The following is a 21,961-nucleotide window of genomic DNA, read 5'->3' as shown; positions in this document are numbered from 1 at the left end:
TCAGCCGCCCCTGGCGAGAAACGCCTCGATGCGCGCCAGCGCCTGCGAGATATTCTCGCGCGAATTGGCGTAGGAAACGCGCACATAGCCCTCGCCCAGAGTGCCGAAATCCGGCCCGCCGATCAGCGCCACGCCCGCCTCTTCCAGCAATACGGAAGCGAGTTTCTTGGCCTGCCAGCCCGTCGCCTTGATGTTGGGAAACGCATAGAAGGCGCCCTTGGGCAGGATGCAGCTGATGCCCTCGATGGCGTTGAGCCCGTCGACCACCAGCTTCCGCCGGGCATCGAATTCCGCAACCATCTCACGGACCGCATCCTGCGGACCGGTGAGCGCGGCAAGGCCGGCATATTGCGTCGGCGCGTTCACGCAGGACCACGCATTGACCGCCAGCTTGCGCACCTTGTCGTAAAGCGCATCCGGCCAGAGCGAATAGCCGAGCCGCCAGCCGGTCATGGCGTAGGTCTTCGACCAGCCATCGAGCAGGATCAGCCGGTCGCGGATTTCCGGATAGCTCAAAAGCGAGACATGCGCCTCGCCGTCATAGGTCATCTGGCCGTAGATCTCGTCCGACATGATGGCGACATGGGGGTGGCGCTCAAGGCCCGCAACCAACGTGTCGATCTCCGCCTTGGGCGTCACGCCGCCACACGGATTGGCGGGCGAATTGACGATCACCAGCCGGGTCTTGTCGGTGATGAGCCCGAGAAGTTCATCGGCGGAAAAGGCAAAGCCGTTTTCCTCGCGGATCGGCACGGGAACGGGCGTGGCGCCCGTGAACTCGATCATCGAGCGATAGATCGGAAAGCCCGGATCGGGATAGAGGATCTCCGCGCCCGGCTCTCCGAACATCAGGATCGCGGCAAACATGGTGACCTTGCCGCCGGGAACGATGATCACCCGCTCAGGCGACACCTCCGCCCCCGTGCGCTTCAAGAGATCCGCGGCCACGGCCTCGCGCAAGGGCGCGATGCCGGTTGCGGGCGTATAGCCGTGATGCCCATCCCGCAGCGCCTTCACGGCCGCTTCCACGATGTGATCGGGCGTGGAAAAATCCGGCTGGCCGATGCCGAGATTGATGATGTCCTTGCCTTCACCCGCAAGCTCAGTTGCGCGCGCCAAAACGGCGAAGGCGTTTTCCTCGCCGATACGGTCGAAGCCGGAAATGGTGGTGAGCATGAGTGGTCCTCCCGGACGTTCGAACTGTCCGCCAGCCAAATGGGCGTCGGGCTTTGGTTTTAATGATGCTGCTGGTGTTTGGGAACGGGGGAAGAAGGGCGCAGCGGGTGCGGCTCAGGCAGCATTTTCAGGCCCGCTACCGCGTATGAGACGACGTTTCCAGAATTTGAAGAGGCGGGAGGCTGGTTCCATTTCATGCACTGTTCCGTCCGGATCGATACGGTTCGGCACATCGGGCAAGGGCCGATCCATCGGCCATCTGACCCTCTGGAGATTGAGTTGCCGCAAGCCTTGCGGCATTGCGCTTGGCAACCGCCGGATCACACAGCCTTCGACGTCGAGTGACTGAAGAGCCGTCAAGCCAGCCAGAGGCGCGAGATCTGTGACCTGCGTGAGGGAGATATCGAGCGTCTCAAGCGCAGTCAGACCGGCAAGGGCTGCTATATCCGAGACCTGCGTGCCGGAGAGCCAAAGCGTCTCAAGAGCCGTCAAGCCAGCCAGAGGCGTAAGATCCGTAACCTCCGTAGCAGAGAGACCGAGCGACTGGAGGGCAGTCAAGCCAGTCAGAGGCGTGAGATCCGTAACCTGCGTCTCGGAGAGATCGAGCCACTGAAGAGCCGTCAAGCCAGCCACAGGCGAGAGATCTGTGACCTGCGTATGGGAGAGATAGAGCGACTGGAGGGCCGTCAAGCCAGCCACAGGCGCGAGATCCGTGACCTGCGTACCGGAGAGACCGAGCGACTGGAGGGCTGCCAAGCCAGCCAGAGGCGTGAGATCCGTGACCTCCGTGTGGGAGAGATGGAGCGACTGGAGGGCCGTCAAGCCGGATAACAAAGTAAGGTCAATCAGATCGTTGGTTCTAAAAAACAACTCCCGAATATGCGGCACCCAAGCCTCTGGTGGCGCTTGGCCAGCGAGAATCATTTCTCTTGCCCGATCCTCGACATCCTCCGGAATTTCCTCGTCGTCCTCTCGCTTCCGCCCCGGCACGCCGGGCGGAAGCCCCTTGTCCGGCGCAGGACCGGGCAACTCGTCGCGCGCATAGTCCGCTGCCCAGAGCGACAGACGACGCAGGATGGCATTGTCGCGCGCCAGACGCATCACAGGACGTGAATAGGTCGCCAGAAACCGTTGCGTGGCCTCGATCGTCCCCGCCGTCGGCTGGCCCGAGAGTGCGAGAGCCAACGCCGCGACGGAGCAGTAATCGCCAACGGCCTTGACGCCATTATTGGCCGCTCTGCCGACACTCGCCACCGCTGCCGCGAGCGTACGGGCAAGCGAGCCGACCGCGCCTTCCGTCTGAACCGCAACGGACGCGACCGCCTCGATATTTTCCGGCGCTGTCGCCTCTGCTTCCCCGCTCAACGCCTTGACCCGCGCCTCGGCCCGCTCGGTCAGGAGGTCCGGCGTTTCCAGTAGTCCCTTCAGTGTATCGCGTGTCGCCTCCAGGGTTTCTGCCGGGTCCTGTTCGGCCTCCTGCGCGCGCACCCGCGCCTTCAAGCGCCGACCTTCCGCAAAGCCATCGGCGAAGAACATCGCCTCACTGGCCAGTGCGGCGGTCTGCGCCTGATCTTCCGGCTCCAGCGGCTCGGTCATGGCCCGCTGGTCCGGCGCGGCGAAAGCCTCGGCATACTGTTGCAGAGCGCGCGCGCGGGTCCACAAAAGCGGCACGTCGATATCCGCCAGATCCTCGGCAATGACCTCCCGTAGACCGGAGACGACACCTGCAAGGCGGGGATGGGTATTGCCGAGACTGCGTTGCGCGCGCTTCGCCAGGGCTTCAGCGTTTCGCTTCAACTCCTCGTGCAGGGTGCGATTGAGCGGATCTTCACGCTCGTGGCGTGACGGCGGCGTTTCAACGAGGTCGTAGCCGTCAGGGGTGGCGACCAACCGCAGACCGCCGGGGTCGTTCGTACCTTCCGGTGGCTTGTTCCGCCATTGGTGAATGTCGGCGGAAAGCTGCTGCGCGGCCCTGTAATGCCCCTCATCCTGCGGCTTCCATGCGGCGATGGCCTTGAGGTTGCCGTTGCCATCCTGCGGGCGAACATGCAGCGCGCCGAAACGGCGCTTGAAGCTGCACTTCTTGGCCAGAACCGGAGCCACGAAGGCATCGCGCGATTGACGCGCCCGCTCGATCTCCGGCCATTCGGTATCCATGATGTAGGAGGAGGCGAGAAAATCCGGCGAGAGCAACAGAAGAAAAAGATCCGCGCGCTGGATCTCGCGGCGGATGGTGTCGTCCCATTGTGTGCCAGCCGTCAGTCGGTCATCGAACCACACATCTATGCGAAAGTGGTCGAGATCCGGTTTCAGGTGAGTCAGCAGCCGCTCCAGCGCGGCGCGATCCTTGTGGCAATAACTGATGAAAAGTCTCAGGTCCCCCATGAGGCAAAACATGGCATGCCGCAGGGATTCGCACAATCGGTGCGCACGTAGTTACACCTAAACAAAACCCGAGCATCGAGAGATGCGGCTGAATGAAATGCTTACCGAGATGTTGCCTGCCGCGTCAGGCGATCTTCTTCAGGGCTTCCAGCTCTTCCCGCTCGGGGCTCGCGCCCTTCAGGTAGAGTGCGCAGGTGGTGCGCAGCATGGAGGCGAAATTCGGGATCGTGCCGTTGATCTCGATCGCTTCGTCATAGAGCTGGGAGAGAAATTTCGGCGTGGTGAGCCCCTGGCCCGCGGCGATTTCGTCAAGCAAGTCCCAGAAGGTCGCCTCAAGCTGAATGCTGGTGGAATGGCCGGCAATGCGGACCGAGCGGTTGATCTGCCGATACCCGGCCGGGTCCTGCCCTGCAAATACCCTGCACATTTTGCGTTTTCTCCCCTTTGCCGCGGGTTCCCGAGCCGCGGATCCGCTAGTATTCGCGCTCACAGGCCGGGGCGCAACCGTGCTTTTGGAGAAGCTCTATCACCCCCTCGCGCCTTGCCCTGCCCGCCTCGGGCCTTGCCCTGCCTGCCTCGCGCTGACAACTTCGCCGAATAGCTTCGCTCTAACAACTTCTCCATGGCCAACCCCGTCGCAAGTTTTTGGCGTGGTAGTCAACTGCCACCACTTTCCCGACAGCGCCCCCATACTCATTCTCAAACGCCGTCTCACCGTCGGCATCAGGACAACAAACGGAGGCTATCCGTGGCAAAAGCCATTCACATGATGATCCGCGTTCTCGAAGAGACCCGCTCCATCGACTTCTATTCAAAGGCCTTCGGCCTGGACGTGGCCGACCGCTACGATTTCGACGACTTCACGCTTGTCTATCTGCGCAATGCCGAGGCCGACTTCGAGGTCGAACTGACGGTCAATAAGGGGCGCAGCGCCCCCTACGATCTGGGTGACGGCTATGGCCACGTCGCCTTTTGCGTCGAGGATCTCGATGGCGAACATGCCCGCTTCGCAGAGCTCGGCCTCGCGCCGCGTGATATCAAGGAATTCCATCGCGACGGATCGCTGATGGCCCGCTTCTTCTTCGTTGAAGACCCGGACGGCTACAAGATCGAGGTGCTGCAGAAGCACGGTCGATACCGCTAAGCCCGTCGCCGTCGCGTTTGGGAGAACGCGGCGGCGCCGGTTTTTGGAAATGGGAGGAAAGACAATGTCATCCATCGACGCGAAAGGGCGCACGCGCCCGAAAGATGATGCATGTGCGGGTCTCACCCGCCGTACGCTGCTGCGCGGCACGGCCGCAACCGGCCTTGGCGCGCTCTTGCTGGTCTCCGGTCGCGCTGTGATCTGCCCCAGCCAGGCCTGGGGGTTAGAGACCACCTCGCTCAAGCCCGAAACCATGGCCACGCTGATTCAGATGGCCCGGGATATCTACCCCCACGACAACGTTGCCGACCGCTTCTACGCCATCGCCGTGAAAGGCCATGACGAGAAAGCGGCTTCCGATGAGAGCTATCGTGACCTCATCGAAAGCGGCATCGGCGATCTCGATCAGCGCGCCGGGGGCACCGGCTATCGCAACCTCGGCTGGGAGGAACAGCGCGTCGCTGTCCTGAACCAGATCGAAGACAGCCCCTTCTTCCAGACCATACGCGGAGGTCTTGTCGTCTCGCTCTACAACCAGAAGGAGATCTGGCCGCTCTTTGGATACGAAGGCGAGTCCTACTCCAAGGGCGGTTACATCGACCGCGGCTTCGACGACATCGACTGGCTCTAGGCGCGGCCCAAAGGCCCGAACGCCCAAAAGAACAAACGCGATACTGGAGGAAACACCATGGCTGCTCCCTATGAGCTGAACGACGACAGCGTTGTCGTCATCATCGGTTCGGGTGCCGGCGGCGGGACGCTCGGCAACGAACTCGCCCAGAAGGGCATCGACGTCGTCATTCTGGAAGCCGGAGCCCGGCACGAATATGACGAGTTCATCAATGACGAATGGGCCAGCTTTTCGCAGCTTGCCTGGACCGACAAGCGCATGACCTCGGGCGACTGGCGGGTTGCGAAGGATTTCCCGAACCTGCCGGCATGGATCGTCAAGGCCGTGGGTGGCTCCACCACCCACTGGGCGGGCGCATCGCTGCGATTTCAGGAGCACGAATTCAAGGCGCTGACCCATTACGGCGCGCTGGAAGGCGCAAACCTGCTAGACTGGCCGATCACGCTGGCTGAGATGGAGCCCTATTACGCCCGCGCCGAAGACAAGATGGGCGTGACGCGAACCAATGGCATCCCCGGTCTTCCCGGCAACAACAACTTCAAGATCATGAAGGCCGGGGCCGACAAGCTCGGCTACACCGAGTGCCACACGGGCCGCATGGCGATCAATTCGCAGATGCGCGACGGGCGCAATTCCTGCCAGCAGACGGGCTTCTGCTTTCAGGGCTGCAAGTGGGGCGCGAAGTGGTCGACGCTCTATACCGAAATCCCCAAGGGCGAGGCGACCGGGCACATGGAGGTCCGCCCCAATTCGCAAGTGCTGCGCATCGAGCATGACAAGTCCGGCAAGGTGACCGGTGTCGTCTATGCCGACAAGAACGGCGTCGAGCAGCGCCAGAAGGCACGCATCGTGGCGGTTGCAGGCAACTCCATCGAAAGCCCGCGCATGCTTTTGAACTCCGCCTCCAACATGTTCCCCGACGGGCTCGCCAATTCATCGGGCCAGGTCGGGCGCAACTACATGCGCCACATGACGGGGTCGGTCTATGCGGTCTTCGACAAGCCGGTCCACATGTATCGCGGCACGACCATGGCCGGGATCATCCAGGATGAGGCCCGGCTTGATCCCTCGCGCGGCTTTGTCGGCGGCTACGAGATGGAAACCCTGTCGCTGGGCCTGCCCTTCATGGCCGCCTTCCTGAATCCGGGTGGCTGGGGCCGGTCCTTCACATCCGCGCTTGATGCCTATGAGAACATGGCCGGCATGTGGCTGGTGGGCGAGGACATGCCGCAGGAAAGCAATGGCGTCACCCTGCACGCAACAGAAAAGGACGCCTTCGGCATGCCGGTTGCGAACGTCAATTTCTCCGACCATGCCAACGACATCGCCATGCGCAACCACGCCTATGCACAAGGTTCCGCACTTTACGACGCCGTGGGCGCAACGCGGGTCTTCCCCACGCCGCCATACCCATCGACACATAATCTCGGCACAAACCGAATGAGCGAAAAGGCGCGCGACGGCGTGGTCAACAAGCACGGCCAGAGCCACGACATCGCCAATCTCTTTGTCTCCGACGGCAGCCAGTTCACGACGGGAGCCTCGGAAAACCCGACGCTCACCATCGTCTCGCTGGCCATCCGCCAGGCGGAGTTCATCGCGGGCGAAATGGCGTCGGGCACGCTGTAGGGTTTGAAGCCGGTCGGATCGGTGCGATCCGACCGGCATCTAAGGCGCGTGCCGGAGTGCGTGGCCGATCCTTCGAGACGGCCCTGATGGGCCTCCTCAGGATGACGTTATCGTGTTGATAGCTTTTCGGGATGCCAACCACATACACAACGTCATCCTGAGGAGACGCGCAGCGTCGTCTCGAAGGATCGGCCACGCACAGCGCAAACCGCCTGACTGAAACGATAAATCGCCTTAGCGCCGGCCACCTGAACTGCGCGCCACGCGGGCAAGCGTCAGCAGCGTGTCGGAAACGAGCGCGCGCGCCAGATGCGGCATGGTGCGGGATTTGAAAGCCGTCTCGTTCAGAATTTCAAGCGCACGGGCAACACGCGGCAGGCTCCAAATCCGGATGTGCTGTGCGACAAGCGGCTGGCGTTTGAAGTAAACCGCAGGGCGCGCCCTCTTCACGATATCGTCGGGCGAGACGCCCGCTTCCATCTCCGCCCGAGCCGCCTCAAGCCACTGGAACCGGCGAAGCGCCGATCCCGCGATCACCGACGCGTCAAGGCCCGAGGCATCGAGCCGATCGAGACCATGATCGAGCGTAGCCAGATCGCCGCCTGCCGCCGCATCGATCAGGGCATCGAGCGCGAAGGCAGAGGCATCACCAACCACCGCTTCCACGTCATCCGCCTCCACCCGGCCCTTTCCCAGCGCATAGAGGCAGAGCTTGGCGATCTCGCCGCGCGAGGCCAGACGATCAGCACCGAGCAAGGCATGAAGGGCGGCACGCGCCTCGCGCGTGATCGTCAGATTGGCCGCGCGGGTCTCCTCGTCGATCAGCCGTTCAAGATCGCGCGTTGCATCCGCATAGCAAGGTATCGCGGCCGCGTTGCGCGCACCTTCGACAAGCTTGCGCAGACCAACGCCCTTCTTGAGATCCCCGCCCTCGATGACGACCAGCGCATCGCCATCTTCCGCCTTCAAGACGGGCTCGACCGCGTTGGAGAGGTTCTTTCCGCCCGCATCGCGCACCCAGATGATGCGCTTCCCGCCGAAAAGCGGAACCGTCAGATATTCATCCACGAGGCGTTGGGGATCCGACACAATGTCGGAGGCATCGAGCTTGACCCGGCTGAAGGGGTCATCATTGCCCTTGGCGGCGACCTCGACAATCGCCTTCGCCCGCTCGTTCACCAACCCCGCATCGGGACCATAGACCAGCACCACCGCGATCGTGGCCGGCGGGTTGGCAATGAAACGGTCGATCTCGGCAGGCTTCAGCGCGACCATGGGTTTGTCCAGACGGCATCGATAGGAAGGGCCGGAAAACGCGCCGCGCGCGAGACGCCGCGCCCGGATGAGCAATCCGCCGCCGCCTCACAACGAAGCGGCGGTCGGATCCGATGTCAGCTGCGGCTATCGGCGAAATAGGCCGCGATACGGACCTGGATGTCTTCGGCGATCACCTTGGCCGCCCGATCTTCCGCCTCCCTCGCAGCGCGCTGGTTGGCAAAACGCTGGTTGGAGAAATCGTAGGAGGCATTGGCGAAGCTGGAGCCGGTCAGGAGCGTACGCCCGGTCTCGATGTCGGAGAGCGAGAAGCTGGTCGTCATCTGAACCAGATAGGCGGCGGGCACGTCGGAAAGCTCTTCCACCGCAACCGACGACTGGGTCATGTTGGTGATGAACTTCAACCGGTACCGCACCGGCGCAGTTTCCCCACCCCGCTGGAACGCAAAGATGAGCGCATTGCGCAGCACCTGTTCGCTCCGGCTTTCCGACGGCGCAATCTCGATGGCCGCAAGCTCCTCCTGCGCCGGGGCTGCCGGTCCCAGGGAGCCATAAAGCGGGCGGACGTTGCAGCCCGCCAGCACGGCGAACACACAGACAACGGCAAGGACGCGGAGGCGACCGGTGAGATCAGACGACGACATTCACGATCCTCTGTGGGACGACAATGACCTTGCGCGGCGCCCGGCCTTCGAGAGACCGCTGCACGGCCTCAAGCGCCAGCGCCGCCGCCTCGACATCAGATTGCGACGCATCACGGGCAATGGTCAACTCCGCCCGCTTCTTGCCGTTCACCTGAACGGGCAGCACGACGGAATCTTCCACCAGAAGAGCAGGATCCACCTCAGGCCAGTCCGCCTGCGACAGCAGTCCCTCACCGCCCAGAACGGTCCAGCATTCCTCCGCCAGATGCGGCGTCATGGGCGCCATCATCTGAACGAGACTGGTTGCCGATTCGCGGATAGCCCAGACGAGATCCTCGCCCGGCGCCTTTTCACCCGCGGCCTTGGCCAGGGTGTTGACCAGTTCGTAGAGCTTGGCGACAGCGCGATTGAAGGCGAGGCTTTCAATATCATGCTCGACACCGGCCAGCGTCTTGTGGGTGGCGCGACGAAGAGCGGTTGCCGCCTCGCCGAATGTCGCAGGCTTCGCAATATCGGCGGGCAGACGCTCGGCGATGTCGCCGATCAGCCGCCAGACGCGCTGCACGAAGCGGTGTGCTCCCTGCACCCCCTCTTCCGTCCAGATCACATCCCGTTCCGGGGGGCTGTCCGACAGCATGAACCAGCGCGCGGTATCCGCGCCATAGGCGCCCAGAATGTCGGTCGGATCGACGGTGTTCTTCTTCGACTTCGACATCTTCTCGATGGAGCCGATGGTGACCGGCGCGCCATCGGAAAGGCGAACCGCGCGGCGGTCGCCGCCTTCGCCTTCGAGGCTGATTTCCGCCGGATTGAGCCAGGAGCCGTCCGCCGCCCGGTAAGTCTCGTGCGTGACCATGCCTTGCGTGAACATGCCCTTGAACGGCTCTTCCACATTCATGTGGCCCGTCACCTTCATGGCGCGGGAGAAGAAGCGCGAATAGAGAAGGTGCAGGATCGCATGCTCGATGCCGCCGATATACTGATCGACCGGCAGCCAGCCATCGGCGGCCGCCTGGACCGTCGGCGTGGAGGCGCGCGGCGCGGTGAAGCGGGCGAAATACCACGAGCTGTCGACAAAGGTGTCCATCGTGTCCGTCTCGCGCCGGGCAGGCTTGCCGCAGCACGGACAGTCGACATTCTTCCAGGTCGGATGACGATCGAGCGGATTGCCCGGCTTGTCGAAGGCGACGTCCTCGGGCAACTGAACCGGGAGGTCTTCCACCGGCACCGGAACCACGCCGCAATCATCGCAATGGATGATCGGGATCGGGCAGCCCCAGTAGCGCTGGCGGGAGATGCCCCAGTCGCGCAGGCGGTAGTTGATCTGACGTTCGCCTTGCGGCGCACCGTCGATCATGCGCGCTTCCAGACGGCTGGCGATCTCGTTCTTGGCCGCCTCGATTTCCATGCCATCGAGGAAGTCGGAATTAAAGATCGTGCCGTCGCCGGTATAGGCTTCTTCCATGACGCGGAAAGTCGCCGCGTCCTCACCCGCAGGCAGAACCACCGGGATAACCGGAAGGCCGTACTTGTTGGCAAAGTCGAGGTCGCGCTGGTCATGGCCCGGACAGGCGAAAATCGCGCCGGTGCCATAGTCCATCAGGATGAAGTTCGCGACATAGACCGGCAGCAGACGCTCCGGATCGAAGGGATGACGGACCTTGAGCCCGGTATCGATGCCCTTTTTCTCAGCCGTCTCGATGGCAGCCGCACTGGTGCCGATGCGGTGGCACTCTTCCACGAACGCCGCGATCTGGGGATTGTCTTCGGCCAGCTTCGCTGTGATCGGGTGATCCGCCGACAACCCCAGGAAGCTTGCACCGAACAGCGTGTCGGGCCGCGTGGTGAAGATTTCAAGCGTCGCATCGCCGGTGGGCGCGGGCTCGGTGAATTCGAAGCGCACCCGCAGGCCTTCCGACTTGCCGATCCAGTTCTTCTGCATCAGCCGGACCTTTTCCGGCCACTGGTCGAGCGTTTCCAGCGCATCGAGCAGATCGGGCGCGAATTCGGTGATCTTGAAGAACCACTGGGTCAGCTCGCGCTGCTCGACAACCGCACCGGACCGCCAGCCGCGCCCATCGATCACCTGCTCATTGGCGAGCACGGTCATGTCGACCGGATCCCAGTTGACCTTGGACTTGCGGCGATAGGCGAGCCCGGCCTTCAGGAAATCAAGGAAGAGATGCTGCTGCTGGGCGTAATAATCCACGTCGCAGGTGGCGAACTCGCGCGACCAGTCCAGAGACAGGCCCATGGACTTGAGCTGCGCGCGCATGGTGGCGATGTTGTCATAGGTCCAGCCCTTGGGGTGGACCTTGTTCTGCATCGCGGCGTTTTCCGCCGGCATGCCGAAGGCGTCCCAGCCCATCGGATGGAGAACGTTGAAGCCCTTGGCACGCTTGTAGCGCGCGACCACGTCGCCCATCGCGTAATTGCGCACATGGCCCATGTGAATGCGCCCCGAAGGATAGGGGAACATTTCGAGCACATAGTATTTCGGACGCGGGTCGTCATTGTCGGTCTCAAAGACCGCCTTTTCGTCCCAGATCTTCTGCCACCGGGCTTCCGCCTCGCGCGCGTTGTATCGCTCGCTCGCCATTGATATCGCCGTCTTCTTTTTCCGCGGGGGTTCAGTTAAGTCTCGTCGGCGCGACAGTCACCAGAAATCGGCCCCGTGGTCAACCAAAAGCGGTGTCTGAATGCGAGAACGCGCCGCATGCGGGGTAGCATTTTTTTGTCCGTCGGTGCATGTGAAAACGGAAATATCTTCAAGGGAGTTCGAGTGATGGCGGAAACCCCAGCGGCGCGCCTTGACCACATCCGCGACCAAATCGCCACCGTCGAGCGCGAAACCGGCCGCGCGACGGGCGCCGTCACGCTGATCGCCGTCTCGAAAACCTTCGATGCCCCCGACATCGAGCCGGTGATTGCCGCCGGCCAGCGGATTTTCGGCGAAAACCGTGTTCAGGAGGCACAGGGCAAGTGGCCTGCCCTGAAAGAAGCCTGCCCGGAGATCGAACTGCATCTGATCGGTCCGCTCCAGTCCAACAAGACCCGCGAGGCGGTTGCGCTGTTCGACGCGATCCACACCATCGACCGCGACAAGATTGCGCGCACCGTGAAGGCGGAAATGGAGGCGCAGGGCCGCGATCTGAAGCTGTTCATCCAGATCAACACCGGCAATGAGCCCCAGAAGGCAGGCGTCAGCCCCGACGAGGCGGATGCCTTTATCGCCCACTGCCGGGACGAACTTGGCCTGAAGATCTGCGGCCTGATGTGCATCCCGCCGGTCGATGAGGCCCCCTCGCCGCATTTCGCGCTTCTGGCGAAAATTGCCGCGCGCAACGGGCTTGAGGGCCTGTCCATGGGCATGTCGGGCGATTTCGAAATGGCGGTCGCTCAGGGCGCGACTTACGTGCGCGTCGGCAGCGCGATCTTTGGCAAGCGTGACTACCCGGCCTGACCGGTGCCTGAAGAGGCCGCCCCCTCCGGCGCGCCGAGCAGGTTGATCAGACCATCCAGCTGACGTGCCATTTCCTTCTCGCAGAAGGGGCTCATGCCGAACAGCCGCAAGCTTCGCAAGCCTTCGACCGCGGCAAAGGCATAGATGGCAAGATCGGGGTTCTCGCTCTCGGCGCGGATCTCGCGCACGAAACGCTCATGGTGTTCGCGCGCGGGATCGAGAAGCTCCGGCTCCTCTGCGATCGCCGCCAGAAAACCGGCGGGCGCATTATGCTCGCTCGAAATCAGCCCCTTGATGGCCAGCAGATAGGCCCGAATCCGGACATTCGGCTTGCCGTCATTGGCGATGCTTGCGAGCGCGCGTGCCTTGGCCGTTTCCAGCAGATCCATGTGGCGGGTGACCATGGCCTGAAGCAGAGCCGATTTCGAATTGAAATTGTAAAGCAGCCCACCCTTGGAAAGCCCGGCTCGCTCGGCGACCGCGTCAAGGGAGAGATGGCGGACACCTTGAATGCAACACAGATCGAGCGCGGCATCGATGATCCGCTCACGCGAATTGGCCCGCCGCGAATTCTGACCTGCGGGCTTGCTGGCTGAGGTCGGGCGCGCGTTTCGCGGCTCCGCCTTGGGTGACTTCGATTTTGTGCCAGTCACGCCTGATATGGCGAGCAATTCGAGTGGGTGTGGCTGTTGCCCTTGCGACACGGCTTCCTCGCCTCGTGATTTTTTGCGCCGGACCAGGAGATTTCCCGACATCGTTACCTTGACTTTACCGTCCGGTCGGTAAAGATGGCAAGCCAATTCCAGCGACCCCCCCAGGTCGCACACCTCTCTGCAAGGCGACCGAGACGCGCTCCCAAGGGAAAGGCGCGTGGAGGTTGCTTTGTGCTTTCCATCTCTTGCAGGCGGTCACCGGCCGCCGGGTTGCGGGCGCATGAAACGGCTTACTATTTCCATTGTCTTTCTCGTCCTGGTCGCGGTCATCGCGGGTGGGCTGATCTGGTTCAACATGTTTCGGGACAAAATGATCGGCGAGTTTTTCGCCAATCGAGGTCGCCCGACAGTGACCGTTTCCACGATGAGCGTCGCCACACAGGACTGGCTGCCCGGCATCGAGACCATCGGCACGGTTCTGGCCCGCCAGGGCGTCAACGTGGCGGTCCGATCCTCAGGCATCGTCAAGGAAGTCCGTTTCAAGGCCAACGACCCGATCAAGGCCGATGCCCTGCTGGTTCAGCTGGACGATGCGCTCGAACAGGCGGACCTGCTTGCCGCACAGGCCAATGTGACCCGCGACACGCAGGCCCTCTCGCGCGCCTCCACCCTGACCGATCGCGGCTTCAACTCCACCTCGACCCTCGACAATGCCAAGGCCGCCCTTGATGCGTCCCGCTCGCAGCTGGAAAAGGTCAAGGCCCTGATCGACCAGAAGAAGACCTACGCCCCCTTCTCCGGCACGATCGGCATCGCCCGCGTCGATCCCGGCCAGTATGTCACCCCCGGCACGGTCGTGGCCACGCTTCAGGATCTTGAGCGGATGAAGGTGGACTTCACGGTGCCGGAGCAGCAGCTCGGTCAGCTTTCCATCGGCCAGCCCGTGCGCGTGGGTCTGAGCGAGGACAAGCTCGACTACAGCGGCGTGATCATCGGCATCGATCCCAAGATCGACCCTTCCTCGCGTCTCGTGAAGGTGCAGGCGGAAGTCAGCAATGAAGAGAACGGCCTGCGTCCCGGCCAGTTCGCCTTTGTCCGCATCGAGCTGCCGCAGGAAACCGATATCATCGCCCTGCCCCAGACCGCCGTCGTGGAAAGCCTCTATGGCACCTATGTCTACGTGGTGCGCGAGGACAAGGAGAATTCCGGCCCGCTTTCGCCGGAGCTTCTGGAAAAGGCCACCAAGGCGGCGCGCGAGGGAACCGAGGCGGACGGCCCCAAGATCGTGGCGCGCCAGGTTTTCGTGAAAACCGGTCGCCGCTTCGGCGGCAAGGTGGAAATCACCGGTGGGCTTGAGATCGGCGAGATCGTCGTCAATGCCGGCCAGAACAAGCTCTCCATCGGCAGCCCCGTTCGCATCGACAACACGATCGATCCCGGCAAGCCGTTCGACGAGCAGATGGCCGGCCCCAAGAAGCAGGGAGAATAGCCTTGAATTTCTCCGAGCTTTTCATCCGTCGACCGGTCCTTTCGACCGTCGTCTCCCTGCTGATCCTGCTCATCGGTGCGCAAGGCATCTTCTCCATGTCGATCCGGCAATATCCGAAGATCGACGAGACGGTGATCACGGTCACCACCGCCTATCCGGGCGCCAATTCCGAGCTAATCCAGGGCTTCATCACCACCCCCATCGCCAAGGCGGTCGCCTCGGCTGAAGGCGTAGATTATGTCAGCTCCAACAGCGTGCTCGGCGCATCCACCGTGTCGGTGCACATGCGCCTGAACGCGGATCCCGATGCGTCGTTGACGGAAGTCGTGACCAAGGTTCAGCAGGTGCGCAGCGAGTTGCCCACCGAAGCCGAAGACCCGGTGATCCAGAAGGGCACGGGCCAGACCTTCGCCCTGATGTACCTGTCGGTGCTGTCGGAGCGCATGTCGCCGCAGGAAATCACCGAATATGTGACCCGCGTGATCCAGCCCCAGATGGCGACCGTGGAAGGCGTGGCGGACGCGCAGGTGCTCGGCAACCAGACCTTCGCCATGCGCGTCTGGATCGACCCGGTCCGTCTCGCTGCGCGCGGCGTCACGGCGGCGGAAGTGCTTCAGGCGATCCAGAACGCCAATTTCCTGTCCTCTCCGGGCAAGACGGAAAACGAATACGTCGCCTTCACCGTTGAAACGAAGACGACGCTTCAGACACCGGAAGCTTTCGGTGAATTGCCGATCCGGTCCAACGATGCCGAGGTCGTGCGCCTGCGCGATGTGGCGACACTGAAACTGGGGTCGGAGTCGACCGACGTGCGCGTGTCGTTCAACAACCAGCAGGGCATTTTCATCGGCATCATGCCGACCCCTTCGGCCAACCCGCTGGACACCGCCACGGCGGTCCGCGCGGCTCTTCCCCGGCTTGAGCGCAACCTGCCCGAAGGCATGTCGATGACGGTGGTCTACGATTCCACCAAGTTCATCTCCGCCTCCATCGAGGAGGTGTTCAAGACCATCGGCGAGGCGGTGATCATCGTCGTTCTGGTGATCCTTCTCTTCCTTGGCTCGTTCCGCGCCATCCTCATTCCGATCGTGACGATCCCCCTGTCGCTTGTCGGCGTGTGCTTCCTGCTCTGGATGGTCGGCTATTCGCTCAACACCTTGACATTGCTCGCCATGGTGCTGGCCATCGGCCTTGTGGTCGATGACGCCATCGTCGTCGTGGAGAACATTCACCGCCACCTCGAAGAGGGCCTCAAACCCATGAAGGCGGCGATTATCGGCATGCAGGAGATCTTCGGTCCCGTCATCGCCATGACGATCACGCTGGCCGCCGTCTACGCCCCGCTCGGCTTCGTGCAGGGCGTGACCGGCGCGCTCTTCCGCGAGTTCGCCTTCGCCCTCGCAGGCTCGGTGATCATCTCCGGTTTCGTCGCGGTGACCCTGTCGCCGATGATGTCCGCCCGCCTTCTGTCGGCGCATGGCAGCCGGTTCCAGGATCTGGTCGACCGCACGTTCACCGGTCTGGCCAACTGGTATGGACGCCGCCTGCAGGGCGCGATGCGCATGAAGCCGCTGATCCTGCTGATCGTGTTCATCCTGATGGGAACGACCGGCTTCCTGTTCGTGAAGACGACGAGCGAGCTGGCCCCTGATGAAGATCAGGGCGGTCTGTTCGCCATTGTCTCGGCGCCGCATTACGCGACCGCCAACTACACCGAACTCTACACGAAGCAGTTCTACGAGATGACCGACGATGTCCCCGGCGTGGAAGCCCGCTTCCAGTTCGTCGGTGCCGACGGGGTCAACAGCGCCTTCGCCATCTGGGCGCTGAAGCCGTGGGATGAACGCGAACAGAGCCAGGACGAGATCAAGGCGATGATCCAGCCGCGGATCGAAAAATCCGCGGGTGTGCAGGCCTTTGTCTTCGCGCCGCCATCGCTGCCCGGGTCGGGTGGCGGCCTGCCCATCCAGATCGTGCTGCAGACAACCGGCAGCCCCGAACAGGTCTACGAGGTCGCGGAATCGATCAAGAACGAGGCCATGGGATCGGGCAAGTTCATCATCGTCCAGAACTCCATGTCCTTCGAGAATCCGCTCGCCCGCGTGACCATCGACCGCAACCGAGCCGCTGCCCTCGGCGTGCCGATCTCCACCATCGGTCAGACGCTGAACCTGCTCGTGTCCAACGCGCAGGTCTCCAAGTTCGACCGTGAGGGACGCGCCTACAAGATCGTGCCGCAGGTGCTGGACGACTACCGGCTGAACCCGGAAAACCTGGGCAAGTTCTATGTGCGCTCGGCCAGTGGCGAAATGGTCCCGCTGTCGGCGGTGATCGACATTTCCACCCAGGCCTCGGCGGCCGCGGTGGAACAGTTCAACCAGTTGAACTCCGCCACCATCTCCGCCCTGCCGCTGCCCACCGTGACCTCCGGCGAAGGCCTGAAAGAGCTGCAGACCATTGCCACGAACGCGCTTCAGGACGGCTTCTTCCTCGATTATGCCGGCCAGTCGCGCCTTGAGGTGCAACAGGGCAACACCATCATCATCGCCTTCCTGATGGCCGTGATCGTGATCTATCTCGTGCTGGCGGCCCAGTTCGAGAGCTTCCGCGATCCGTTCATCATCATGATGTCGGTGCCGCTTTCGATCTTCGGCGCCATCGTGCCGCTCAATCTCGGGCTCGGAACGCTGAACATCTACACCCAGGTGGGCATGATCACGCTGATCGGCCTGATCACCAAGCACGGCATCCTGATGGTCGCCTTCGCCAATGATCAGCGCGAGAAGCATGGTCTGACGAAGCTGGAAGCCATCATCGAAGCCGCGCGCGAGCGCCTCAGGCCCATCCTGATGACGACGGGCGCCATGGTGCTGGGCGTGGCTCCTCTGGTGTTCTCCGAAGGTGCTGGCGCAGCTGCGCGCTATTCCATCGGCCTCGTCATCATGACCGGCATGTCGATCGGTACGATCTTCACGCTCTTCGTGGTGCCGATGTTCTATATGTATCTGGGTCATGCCGACCGGGCGCATGAAGACGAAGAGGACAACGATGCGGCGCCGGGCCAACCGGCAAGCCCGCAACACGCCTGACTGACAGGCTCAAATGGCGCGGGCTCCGCCCCGCGCCGTTAACCCGCACGAGACACATCCCCGGTCCGCCTCTGGCAGGCCGGGGATTTTTGTATCCAGCCCGGTCCCCGGGAGATGCGGATCACCCTGGCCGAGCGCCACCGAGGGCCCGGTGTAGCTTGGTGCAAGCCGGAAGCGCGCGCCCGAAATAGAGGCCTGAAAAAACGCCCGCCAGCCACCCTCACGGACGAAAACGCGGAAATCCACGGCCCGTTTCCGGTCCATGGCGAACGCCGCGAAGCGATTGAATTTCTGGAGAAAAATTGGAGCGGGCGATGAGATTCGAACTCACGACCCCAACCTTGGCAAGGTTGTGCTCTACCCCTGAGCTACGCCCGCATCCATTTGGCTGCCGGCTGGTGTGGCCGGCGGGGTGGGGCACTATATGGACCAAGAAATCGGCGAATGCAACAGACTATTTTATCGAAAATCGCAGATGTGGATTGCTGTTGAAAACAAGCGATTGAATCCAGCGGATCCCGGCGCGCTTGCGAACACCCCGGCCGGACCGGGCCCGTGCAAAAGCCCGATTTCCGTCGCTTCTTGTCAGGGCAGGCGCGCCATGCGGCTTGCGGGCCTTGTCTGCTTCCGCGCCCGCGCGCTAGAAACCTTGCCAACAGGATGCGACCGCGACAGGCGCGCCGGATGCGCCCGAATCCGAGGATAATGTGATGCCCGCCACCCGCGAAGACCTGATGACCCGGCTCAAGGAGCTGGGCATCGAGACCTCGACCATGGATCATGAGCCCGTCTTCACGGTTTCCGAAAGCTCCAAGCTCGACCGCGAACTGGAAGGTGGGCACACGAAAAATCTTTTCGTGAAGGACAAGAAGGGGCGACTTTTCCTCGTGGTGGCGCTGGCGCACGCGACGATCGACCTCAAGCAGCTGCACAAGGTGATCGGCGCACAGGGGCGCGTTTCCTTTGGCAATGCGGAGCTTCTGGAGGAGGTCCTGGGTGTCAAGCCGGGCTCCGTCACGCCCTTTGCCCTCATCAACGACACCGAACACCGGGTAACGCCGGTTCTCGATGCGGCGATGATGGCGTTTGAGACGCTGAACTATCATCCGCTTTCCAACGACGCGACGACCTCCATCTCGCGCGACGACCTTCTGGCCTTCGTGCGCGCCTGCGGACACGAGCCGCAGGTCCTGCCGGTGAGCGAAGAAGAGCGGGCGGCGGGCGAAGAGACGGCGTGAAGGCACCGGTAAAAGGCTGCGCGGATCGTTTGTAATTCCTGTCACGTTACCCCATCTTAGGGCGAAGACAGGACACGGACGCGGCGGCCCTTGCGTGCATGCGCCGCCACCGCTGTTTCCAACCGGCACCAGACACATTCGATACGGCGAAAACCGGGGATTGAGACGACATGAGCGAACCGACCTTCACGTTCGGCGATACGGGCGGAGCGAGTTTTGGCGGCGCGGCGGCCAATGGCGCCAGCGACGTGATCAAGGACACGACCACGCAGACCTTCATGGCAGATGTCATCGAGGCCTCCCAGCAGGTTCCCGTGCTCGTGGATTTCTGGGCCCCGTGGTGCGGCCCGTGCAAGCAGCTGGGCCCGGCGCTCGAAAAGGTTGTGACCAACGCCCGCGGCGCGGTGAAGATGGTCAAGCTCAACATCGACGAGAACCCGGAAATTCCGGGCCAGATGGGTATTCAGTCCGTCCCCACCGTGGTCGCCTTTGTCGGTGGTCGCCCGGTTGACGCCTTCTCCGGCGCGCTGCCGGAAAGCCAGATCCAGAAATTCGTCGAAAAGCTCGCCGGACCCGTCGGCCCCTCTGAGGCCGAACTGATGCTGGAACAGGCGCAGGCCATGCTGGCCGCGGACGATATCGCCAATGCGGCGCAGTTCTTTGCCGGCGTTTTGGGCCGTGAGCCTGAAAACGCGGCCGCGATCGCGGGGATCGTCCAGTGCCAGATCAAGGCCGGAGACCTCGACCGAGCCCGCCAGATCCTGGAGAGCGTACCCGCGGAAAAGGCGGACGACCCGGCCATTGCCGCAGCCAGGGCGGCGCTTGAGCTTGCCGCGCAGGCGGAAGAAACCGGAGATCTTTCAGAGCTGGAAGCCGCCGTGGCGGCCGATCCCGGCAACGTCCAGGCCCGTTTCGATCTCGCCGTGGCGCTTGGCGCCAAAGGTCGCAAGAACGAGGCGGTGGATGCCCTGATCGAGATCGTGCGCAGTGACCGGTCGTGGAACGACGAGGCCGCGCGCAAGCAGCTTCTTCAGTTTTTTGAAGCTTGGGGCTTCAAGGATCCCGCCTCCGCCTACGGACGCCGGAAGCTTTCCGCAGTACTGTTTTCTTGAGACACGAATGCGGCGACCCGGCCCAAGGGATGCGCGCGACAGAGGCTGAACGACGAGGGACGCGAGAAACAAGGACAGATCGGCGACATCATGTTTGCAGGTAACAAGCGATACGACAGTCCGGCCGACCTTCCGGAGATGATTCCGGTTTTCCCCCTGCCGGGCGCCTTGCTGCTTCCGCGCGGCGAGCTGCCGCTGCAGATTTTCGAGCCGCGCTATATCGCGATGGTCGACTGGGCACTGGCGCATGATCGCCTGATCGGCATGATTCAGCCGGTCTTCACGGCAACGGAAGACGAACTCAGCGGCAATCCGGATCTGTGCAAGGTCGGCTGCGCGGGCCGCATCACAGGCTTCGTGGAATCGGGCGACGGGCGCTATCACCTGACCCTGACCGGGGTTGCGCGCTTCCGTCTCCTGGAGGAGATCGATCGACGCACCTCCTTCCGTCAGGCCCGTGTCTCCTTTGGCGATTTCGCCTGTGACCTGAGCGAGAACGACGGCACGAGCGTGGACAGGGCTGCGCTGTTGAACACGCTGAAGGCCTATCTGGAAGCGAACAATCTGGAGACCGACTGGGAGAGCGTGCGCAAGGCCTCCACGGAGATCCTGGTCAACGCGCTCTCCATGATGAGCCCCTATGGGCCTGCGGAAAAACAGGCGCTTCTGGAAGCCCCCGACCTGAAGGCGCGGGCGGAGACGCTGATCGCCATCACCGAGATGGAATTGGCCCGAAGCGGCGATCCCGGATCAACGCTGCAATAGAGCCCTGACGGCGGCGCGAGCCGAGATGAGGCGCGACAGGGACATGTGCAGGCGTTAAGAACAAACGGAACGACAGGAAGGGGACGACGCATGAGCGAGGCGCAAGCGCACACCATCGACAGGAAACTCTTGGAGATTCTGGTCTGCCCGGTAACCAAGACAACCCTGGAATACGACAAGGACCGGCAGGAACTGATTTCCCGCGCCGCCCGCCTTGCCTATCCCATCCGCGACGGCATCCCGATCATGCTGCCCGACGAGGCACGCCAGCTGGAAGACTGAGCCACAAGCCTTGTCTGAGACGGCGCGGACAAAAGAAAAGCCCGGCTTCACGACCGGGCTTTTGCATGTCTGGAGGCGGAAACGGGATCCTCAGCGGGTCGGGATCGGCGTCTCGCCGCGATAGTCATAGAAGCCGCGCTGGGTCTTGCGACCGAGCCAGCCTGCTTCGACATATTTCACCAGCAGCGGGCACGGACGATACTTGCTGTCGGCCAGCCCCTCATAGAGCACCTGCATGATCGACAGGCAGGTATCCAGACCGATGAAATCGGCAAGCTGCAGCGGCCCCATCGGATGGTTGGCGCCCAGCCGCATGGCCGTGTCGATGGCCTCCACCGAACCGACACCCTCATAGAGCGTGTAGATCGCCTCGTTGATCATCGGCAGCAGGATGCGATTGACCATGAAGGCGGGAAAATCCTCGGCAACCGCAATGGTCTTGCCGATTCGATCAACGAGAATCTTGGAAGTCTCGAAGGTTTCGTCCTCGGTGGCGATGCCGCGCACCAGCTCCACCAGTTCCATTTTCGGCACCGGATTCATGAAGTGAACGCCGATGAACCGCTCCGGACGATCCGTGGAGGACGCCAGACGGGTAATCGAGATCGAGGAGGTGTTCGTCGCCAGGATCGCTTCCGGCTTCAGGGAGGGGCAGAGCTGGGAATAGATCTTGCGCTTGATCTGCTCGTTTTCGGATGCGGCCTCGATGACCATGTCGCAGTCGGACAGGTCTTCCAGCGCCGGTGCCGTGTGTAGCCGGGCGACGGCGGCATCGCGCAGGTCCTGCGTGAGCTGCCCCTTGGAAACCTGCCTGTCGAGGTTGGCGGCCACGTCCTCAAGCGACGCATTCAGGCGCTCGGCAGAGACGTCGTGCACATAGACCTCGTATCCGGCGACCGCGCACACATTCGCGATCCCGGTGCCCATCTGGCCCGCGCCGATAACGCCTACCTTCTTGATCTCGACAGCCATGATTTACCCGGTCT

The 21,961-nt window shown here is 62.7% G+C and carries 18 protein-coding genes and 1 tRNA gene; 10 read left to right on the top strand and 9 right to left on the bottom strand.

Annotation, left to right across the window (positions count from 1 at the left end; all coding sequences use genetic code 11):
• From ABGM93_RS14780 to ABGM93_RS14770, 3 genes are all read right to left on the bottom strand, one after another.
• Positions 1 to 1,176 (bottom strand): pyridoxal phosphate-dependent aminotransferase, encoded by a 1,176-nt coding sequence (locus ABGM93_RS14780; protein WP_321500740.1) that lies wholly within the window; start codon positions 1,174 to 1,176, stop codon positions 1 to 3.
• Between the two features lie 114 nt (positions 1,177 to 1,290).
• Positions 1,291 to 3,561, bottom strand: coding sequence for a leucine-rich repeat domain-containing protein (locus tag ABGM93_RS14775; protein WP_321500739.1), 2,271 nt, complete (start codon positions 3,559 to 3,561; stop codon positions 1,291 to 1,293).
• A gap of 124 nt (positions 3,562 to 3,685) precedes the next feature.
• On the bottom strand, positions 3,686 to 3,988 hold the full coding sequence (locus tag ABGM93_RS14770) for a ribbon-helix-helix domain-containing protein (RefSeq protein ID WP_321500737.1): 303 nt from the start codon (positions 3,986 to 3,988) through the stop codon (positions 3,686 to 3,688).
• 321 nt (positions 3,989 to 4,309) lie between these two features.
• On the opposite strand from ABGM93_RS14770, the gene ABGM93_RS14765 reads away from it, so the two are divergent.
• The 3 genes from ABGM93_RS14765 (at position 4,310) to ABGM93_RS14755 (ending at position 6,965) form a co-directional block, all read left to right on the top strand.
• Complete coding sequence (locus ABGM93_RS14765; protein WP_319774624.1) at positions 4,310 to 4,705, top strand: VOC family protein; 396 nt, start codon at positions 4,310 to 4,312, stop codon at positions 4,703 to 4,705.
• 64 nt (positions 4,706 to 4,769) lie between these two features.
• Entirely contained in the window at positions 4,770 to 5,336 is a 567-nt protein-coding gene (locus tag ABGM93_RS14760) for a gluconate 2-dehydrogenase subunit 3 family protein (RefSeq protein ID WP_321500735.1), read from the top strand.
• 57 nt (positions 5,337 to 5,393) lie between these two features.
• The gene (locus ABGM93_RS14755) at positions 5,394 to 6,965 is read left to right on the top strand and encodes a GMC family oxidoreductase (RefSeq protein ID WP_319774626.1); all 1,572 of its coding nucleotides are present in this window, start codon (positions 5,394 to 5,396) and stop codon (positions 6,963 to 6,965) included.
• 234 nt (positions 6,966 to 7,199) lie between these two features.
• Here the strand turns inward: ABGM93_RS14755 and holA are convergent, their stop codons facing one another.
• The 3 genes from holA to leuS all read right to left on the bottom strand — a co-directional run bounded on the left by holA (position 7,200) and on the right by leuS (position 11,483).
• Positions 7,200 to 8,240, bottom strand: a complete 1,041-nt coding sequence (gene holA / locus ABGM93_RS14750) for a DNA polymerase III subunit delta (protein ID WP_321500732.1) — start codon at positions 8,238 to 8,240, stop codon at positions 7,200 to 7,202.
• Positions 8,241 to 8,356: 116 nt separating this feature from the next.
• Positions 8,357 to 8,884, bottom strand: coding sequence for an LPS assembly lipoprotein LptE (lptE, locus tag ABGM93_RS14745; protein ID WP_321500730.1), 528 nt, complete (start codon positions 8,882 to 8,884; stop codon positions 8,357 to 8,359).
• Positions 8,871 to 11,483, bottom strand: a complete 2,613-nt coding sequence (leuS, locus tag ABGM93_RS14740; protein ID WP_321500728.1) for a leucine--tRNA ligase — start codon at positions 11,481 to 11,483, stop codon at positions 8,871 to 8,873. Before leuS ends, lptE begins: the two co-directional genes overlap by 14 nt.
• 186 nt (positions 11,484 to 11,669) lie before the next feature.
• Between leuS and ABGM93_RS14735 the strand changes: the two genes are divergently transcribed.
• Positions 11,670 to 12,347 carry a YggS family pyridoxal phosphate-dependent enzyme gene (locus ABGM93_RS14735; protein ID WP_321500726.1) on the top strand — a complete coding sequence of 226 codons (678 nt, stop codon included), beginning with the start codon at positions 11,670 to 11,672 and terminating at the stop codon, positions 12,345 to 12,347.
• Here the strand turns inward: ABGM93_RS14735 and ABGM93_RS14730 are convergent.
• On the bottom strand, positions 12,335 to 13,000 hold the full coding sequence (locus tag ABGM93_RS14730; protein ID WP_321500724.1) for a TetR family transcriptional regulator: 666 nt from the start codon (positions 12,998 to 13,000) through the stop codon (positions 12,335 to 12,337). The genes ABGM93_RS14735 and ABGM93_RS14730 overlap by 13 nt on opposite strands.
• A gap of 280 nt (positions 13,001 to 13,280) precedes the next feature.
• Here ABGM93_RS14730 and ABGM93_RS14725 point away from each other — a divergent pair, with 280 nt between their 5' ends.
• Both ABGM93_RS14725 and ABGM93_RS14720 read left to right on the top strand, forming a co-directional pair.
• Positions 13,281 to 14,489: an efflux RND transporter periplasmic adaptor subunit gene (locus ABGM93_RS14725; RefSeq protein ID WP_321500722.1), complete on the top strand. Its 1,209-nt coding sequence runs from the start codon at positions 13,281 to 13,283 to the stop codon at positions 14,487 to 14,489.
• Between the two features lie 2 nt (positions 14,490 to 14,491).
• Positions 14,492 to 17,578, top strand: a complete 3,087-nt coding sequence (locus ABGM93_RS14720) for an efflux RND transporter permease subunit (protein WP_321500720.1) — start codon at positions 14,492 to 14,494, stop codon at positions 17,576 to 17,578.
• A gap of 303 nt (positions 17,579 to 17,881) precedes the next feature.
• Here the strand turns inward: ABGM93_RS14720 and ABGM93_RS14715 are convergent.
• A tRNA-Gly gene (locus ABGM93_RS14715) sits at positions 17,882 to 17,956 on the bottom strand.
• Positions 17,957 to 18,288: 332 nt separating this feature from the next.
• On the opposite strand from ABGM93_RS14715, the gene ABGM93_RS14710 reads away from it, so the two are divergent.
• The 4 genes from ABGM93_RS14710 to ABGM93_RS14695 all read left to right on the top strand — a co-directional run bounded on the left by ABGM93_RS14710 (position 18,289) and on the right by ABGM93_RS14695 (position 20,975).
• Positions 18,289 to 18,816, top strand: a complete 528-nt coding sequence (locus ABGM93_RS14710; RefSeq protein WP_321500717.1) for a prolyl-tRNA synthetase associated domain-containing protein — start codon at positions 18,289 to 18,291, stop codon at positions 18,814 to 18,816.
• Positions 18,817 to 18,986: 170 nt separating this feature from the next.
• Positions 18,987 to 19,928, top strand: coding sequence for a thioredoxin (trxA, locus tag ABGM93_RS14705; RefSeq protein WP_321500714.1), 942 nt, complete (start codon positions 18,987 to 18,989; stop codon positions 19,926 to 19,928).
• Positions 19,929 to 20,018: 90 nt separating this feature from the next.
• Complete coding sequence (locus tag ABGM93_RS14700) at positions 20,019 to 20,693, top strand: LON peptidase substrate-binding domain-containing protein (RefSeq protein ID WP_321500712.1); 675 nt, start codon at positions 20,019 to 20,021, stop codon at positions 20,691 to 20,693.
• A gap of 90 nt (positions 20,694 to 20,783) precedes the next feature.
• A complete protein-coding gene (locus tag ABGM93_RS14695) occupies positions 20,784 to 20,975 on the top strand; it encodes a Trm112 family protein (protein WP_319774637.1) in 192 nt (63 codons plus the stop codon).
• A gap of 90 nt (positions 20,976 to 21,065) precedes the next feature.
• Here the strand turns inward: ABGM93_RS14695 and ABGM93_RS14690 are convergent, their stop codons facing one another.
• A complete protein-coding gene (locus ABGM93_RS14690) occupies positions 21,066 to 21,947 on the bottom strand; it encodes a 3-hydroxybutyryl-CoA dehydrogenase (protein WP_321500708.1) in 882 nt (293 codons plus the stop codon).
• Positions 21,948 to 21,961: the final 14 nt, after the last annotated feature.

The sequence above is a fragment of the Breoghania sp. genome (assembly GCF_963674635.1).
Classification (GTDB): domain Bacteria; phylum Pseudomonadota; class Alphaproteobacteria; order Rhizobiales; family Stappiaceae; genus Breoghania.
This window is presented reverse-complemented; position numbering and strand designations above follow the sequence as displayed.

Coding starts and splice junctions, on each gene's coding strand:
- ABGM93_RS14735 (WP_321500726.1), top strand. CDS start 11,670: ATGGCGGAAACCCCAGCGGCGCGCCTTGACCACATCCGCGACCAAATC.
- ABGM93_RS14770 (WP_321500737.1), bottom strand. CDS start 3,988: ATGTGCAGGGTATTTGCAGGGCAGGACCCGGCCGGGTATCGGCAGATC.
- ABGM93_RS14710 (WP_321500717.1), top strand. CDS start 18,289: ATGCCCGCCACCCGCGAAGACCTGATGACCCGGCTCAAGGAGCTGGGC.
- ABGM93_RS14780 (WP_321500740.1), bottom strand. CDS start 1,176: ATGCTCACCACCATTTCCGGCTTCGACCGTATCGGCGAGGAAAACGCC.
- ABGM93_RS14690 (WP_321500708.1), bottom strand. CDS start 21,947: ATGGCTGTCGAGATCAAGAAGGTAGGCGTTATCGGCGCGGGCCAGATG.
- lptE (WP_321500730.1), bottom strand. CDS start 8,884: ATGTCGTCGTCTGATCTCACCGGTCGCCTCCGCGTCCTTGCCGTTGTC.
- ABGM93_RS14755 (WP_319774626.1), top strand. CDS start 5,394: ATGGCTGCTCCCTATGAGCTGAACGACGACAGCGTTGTCGTCATCATC.
- ABGM93_RS14725 (WP_321500722.1), top strand. CDS start 13,281: ATGAAACGGCTTACTATTTCCATTGTCTTTCTCGTCCTGGTCGCGGTC.
- ABGM93_RS14695 (WP_319774637.1), top strand. CDS start 20,784: ATGAGCGAGGCGCAAGCGCACACCATCGACAGGAAACTCTTGGAGATT.
- holA (WP_321500732.1), bottom strand. CDS start 8,240: ATGGTCGCGCTGAAGCCTGCCGAGATCGACCGTTTCATTGCCAACCCG.
- ABGM93_RS14760 (WP_321500735.1), top strand. CDS start 4,770: ATGTCATCCATCGACGCGAAAGGGCGCACGCGCCCGAAAGATGATGCA.
- ABGM93_RS14700 (WP_321500712.1), top strand. CDS start 20,019: ATGTTTGCAGGTAACAAGCGATACGACAGTCCGGCCGACCTTCCGGAG.
- trxA (WP_321500714.1), top strand. CDS start 18,987: ATGAGCGAACCGACCTTCACGTTCGGCGATACGGGCGGAGCGAGTTTT.
- ABGM93_RS14775 (WP_321500739.1), bottom strand. CDS start 3,561: ATGGGGGACCTGAGACTTTTCATCAGTTATTGCCACAAGGATCGCGCC.
- leuS (WP_321500728.1), bottom strand. CDS start 11,483: ATGGCGAGCGAGCGATACAACGCGCGCGAGGCGGAAGCCCGGTGGCAG.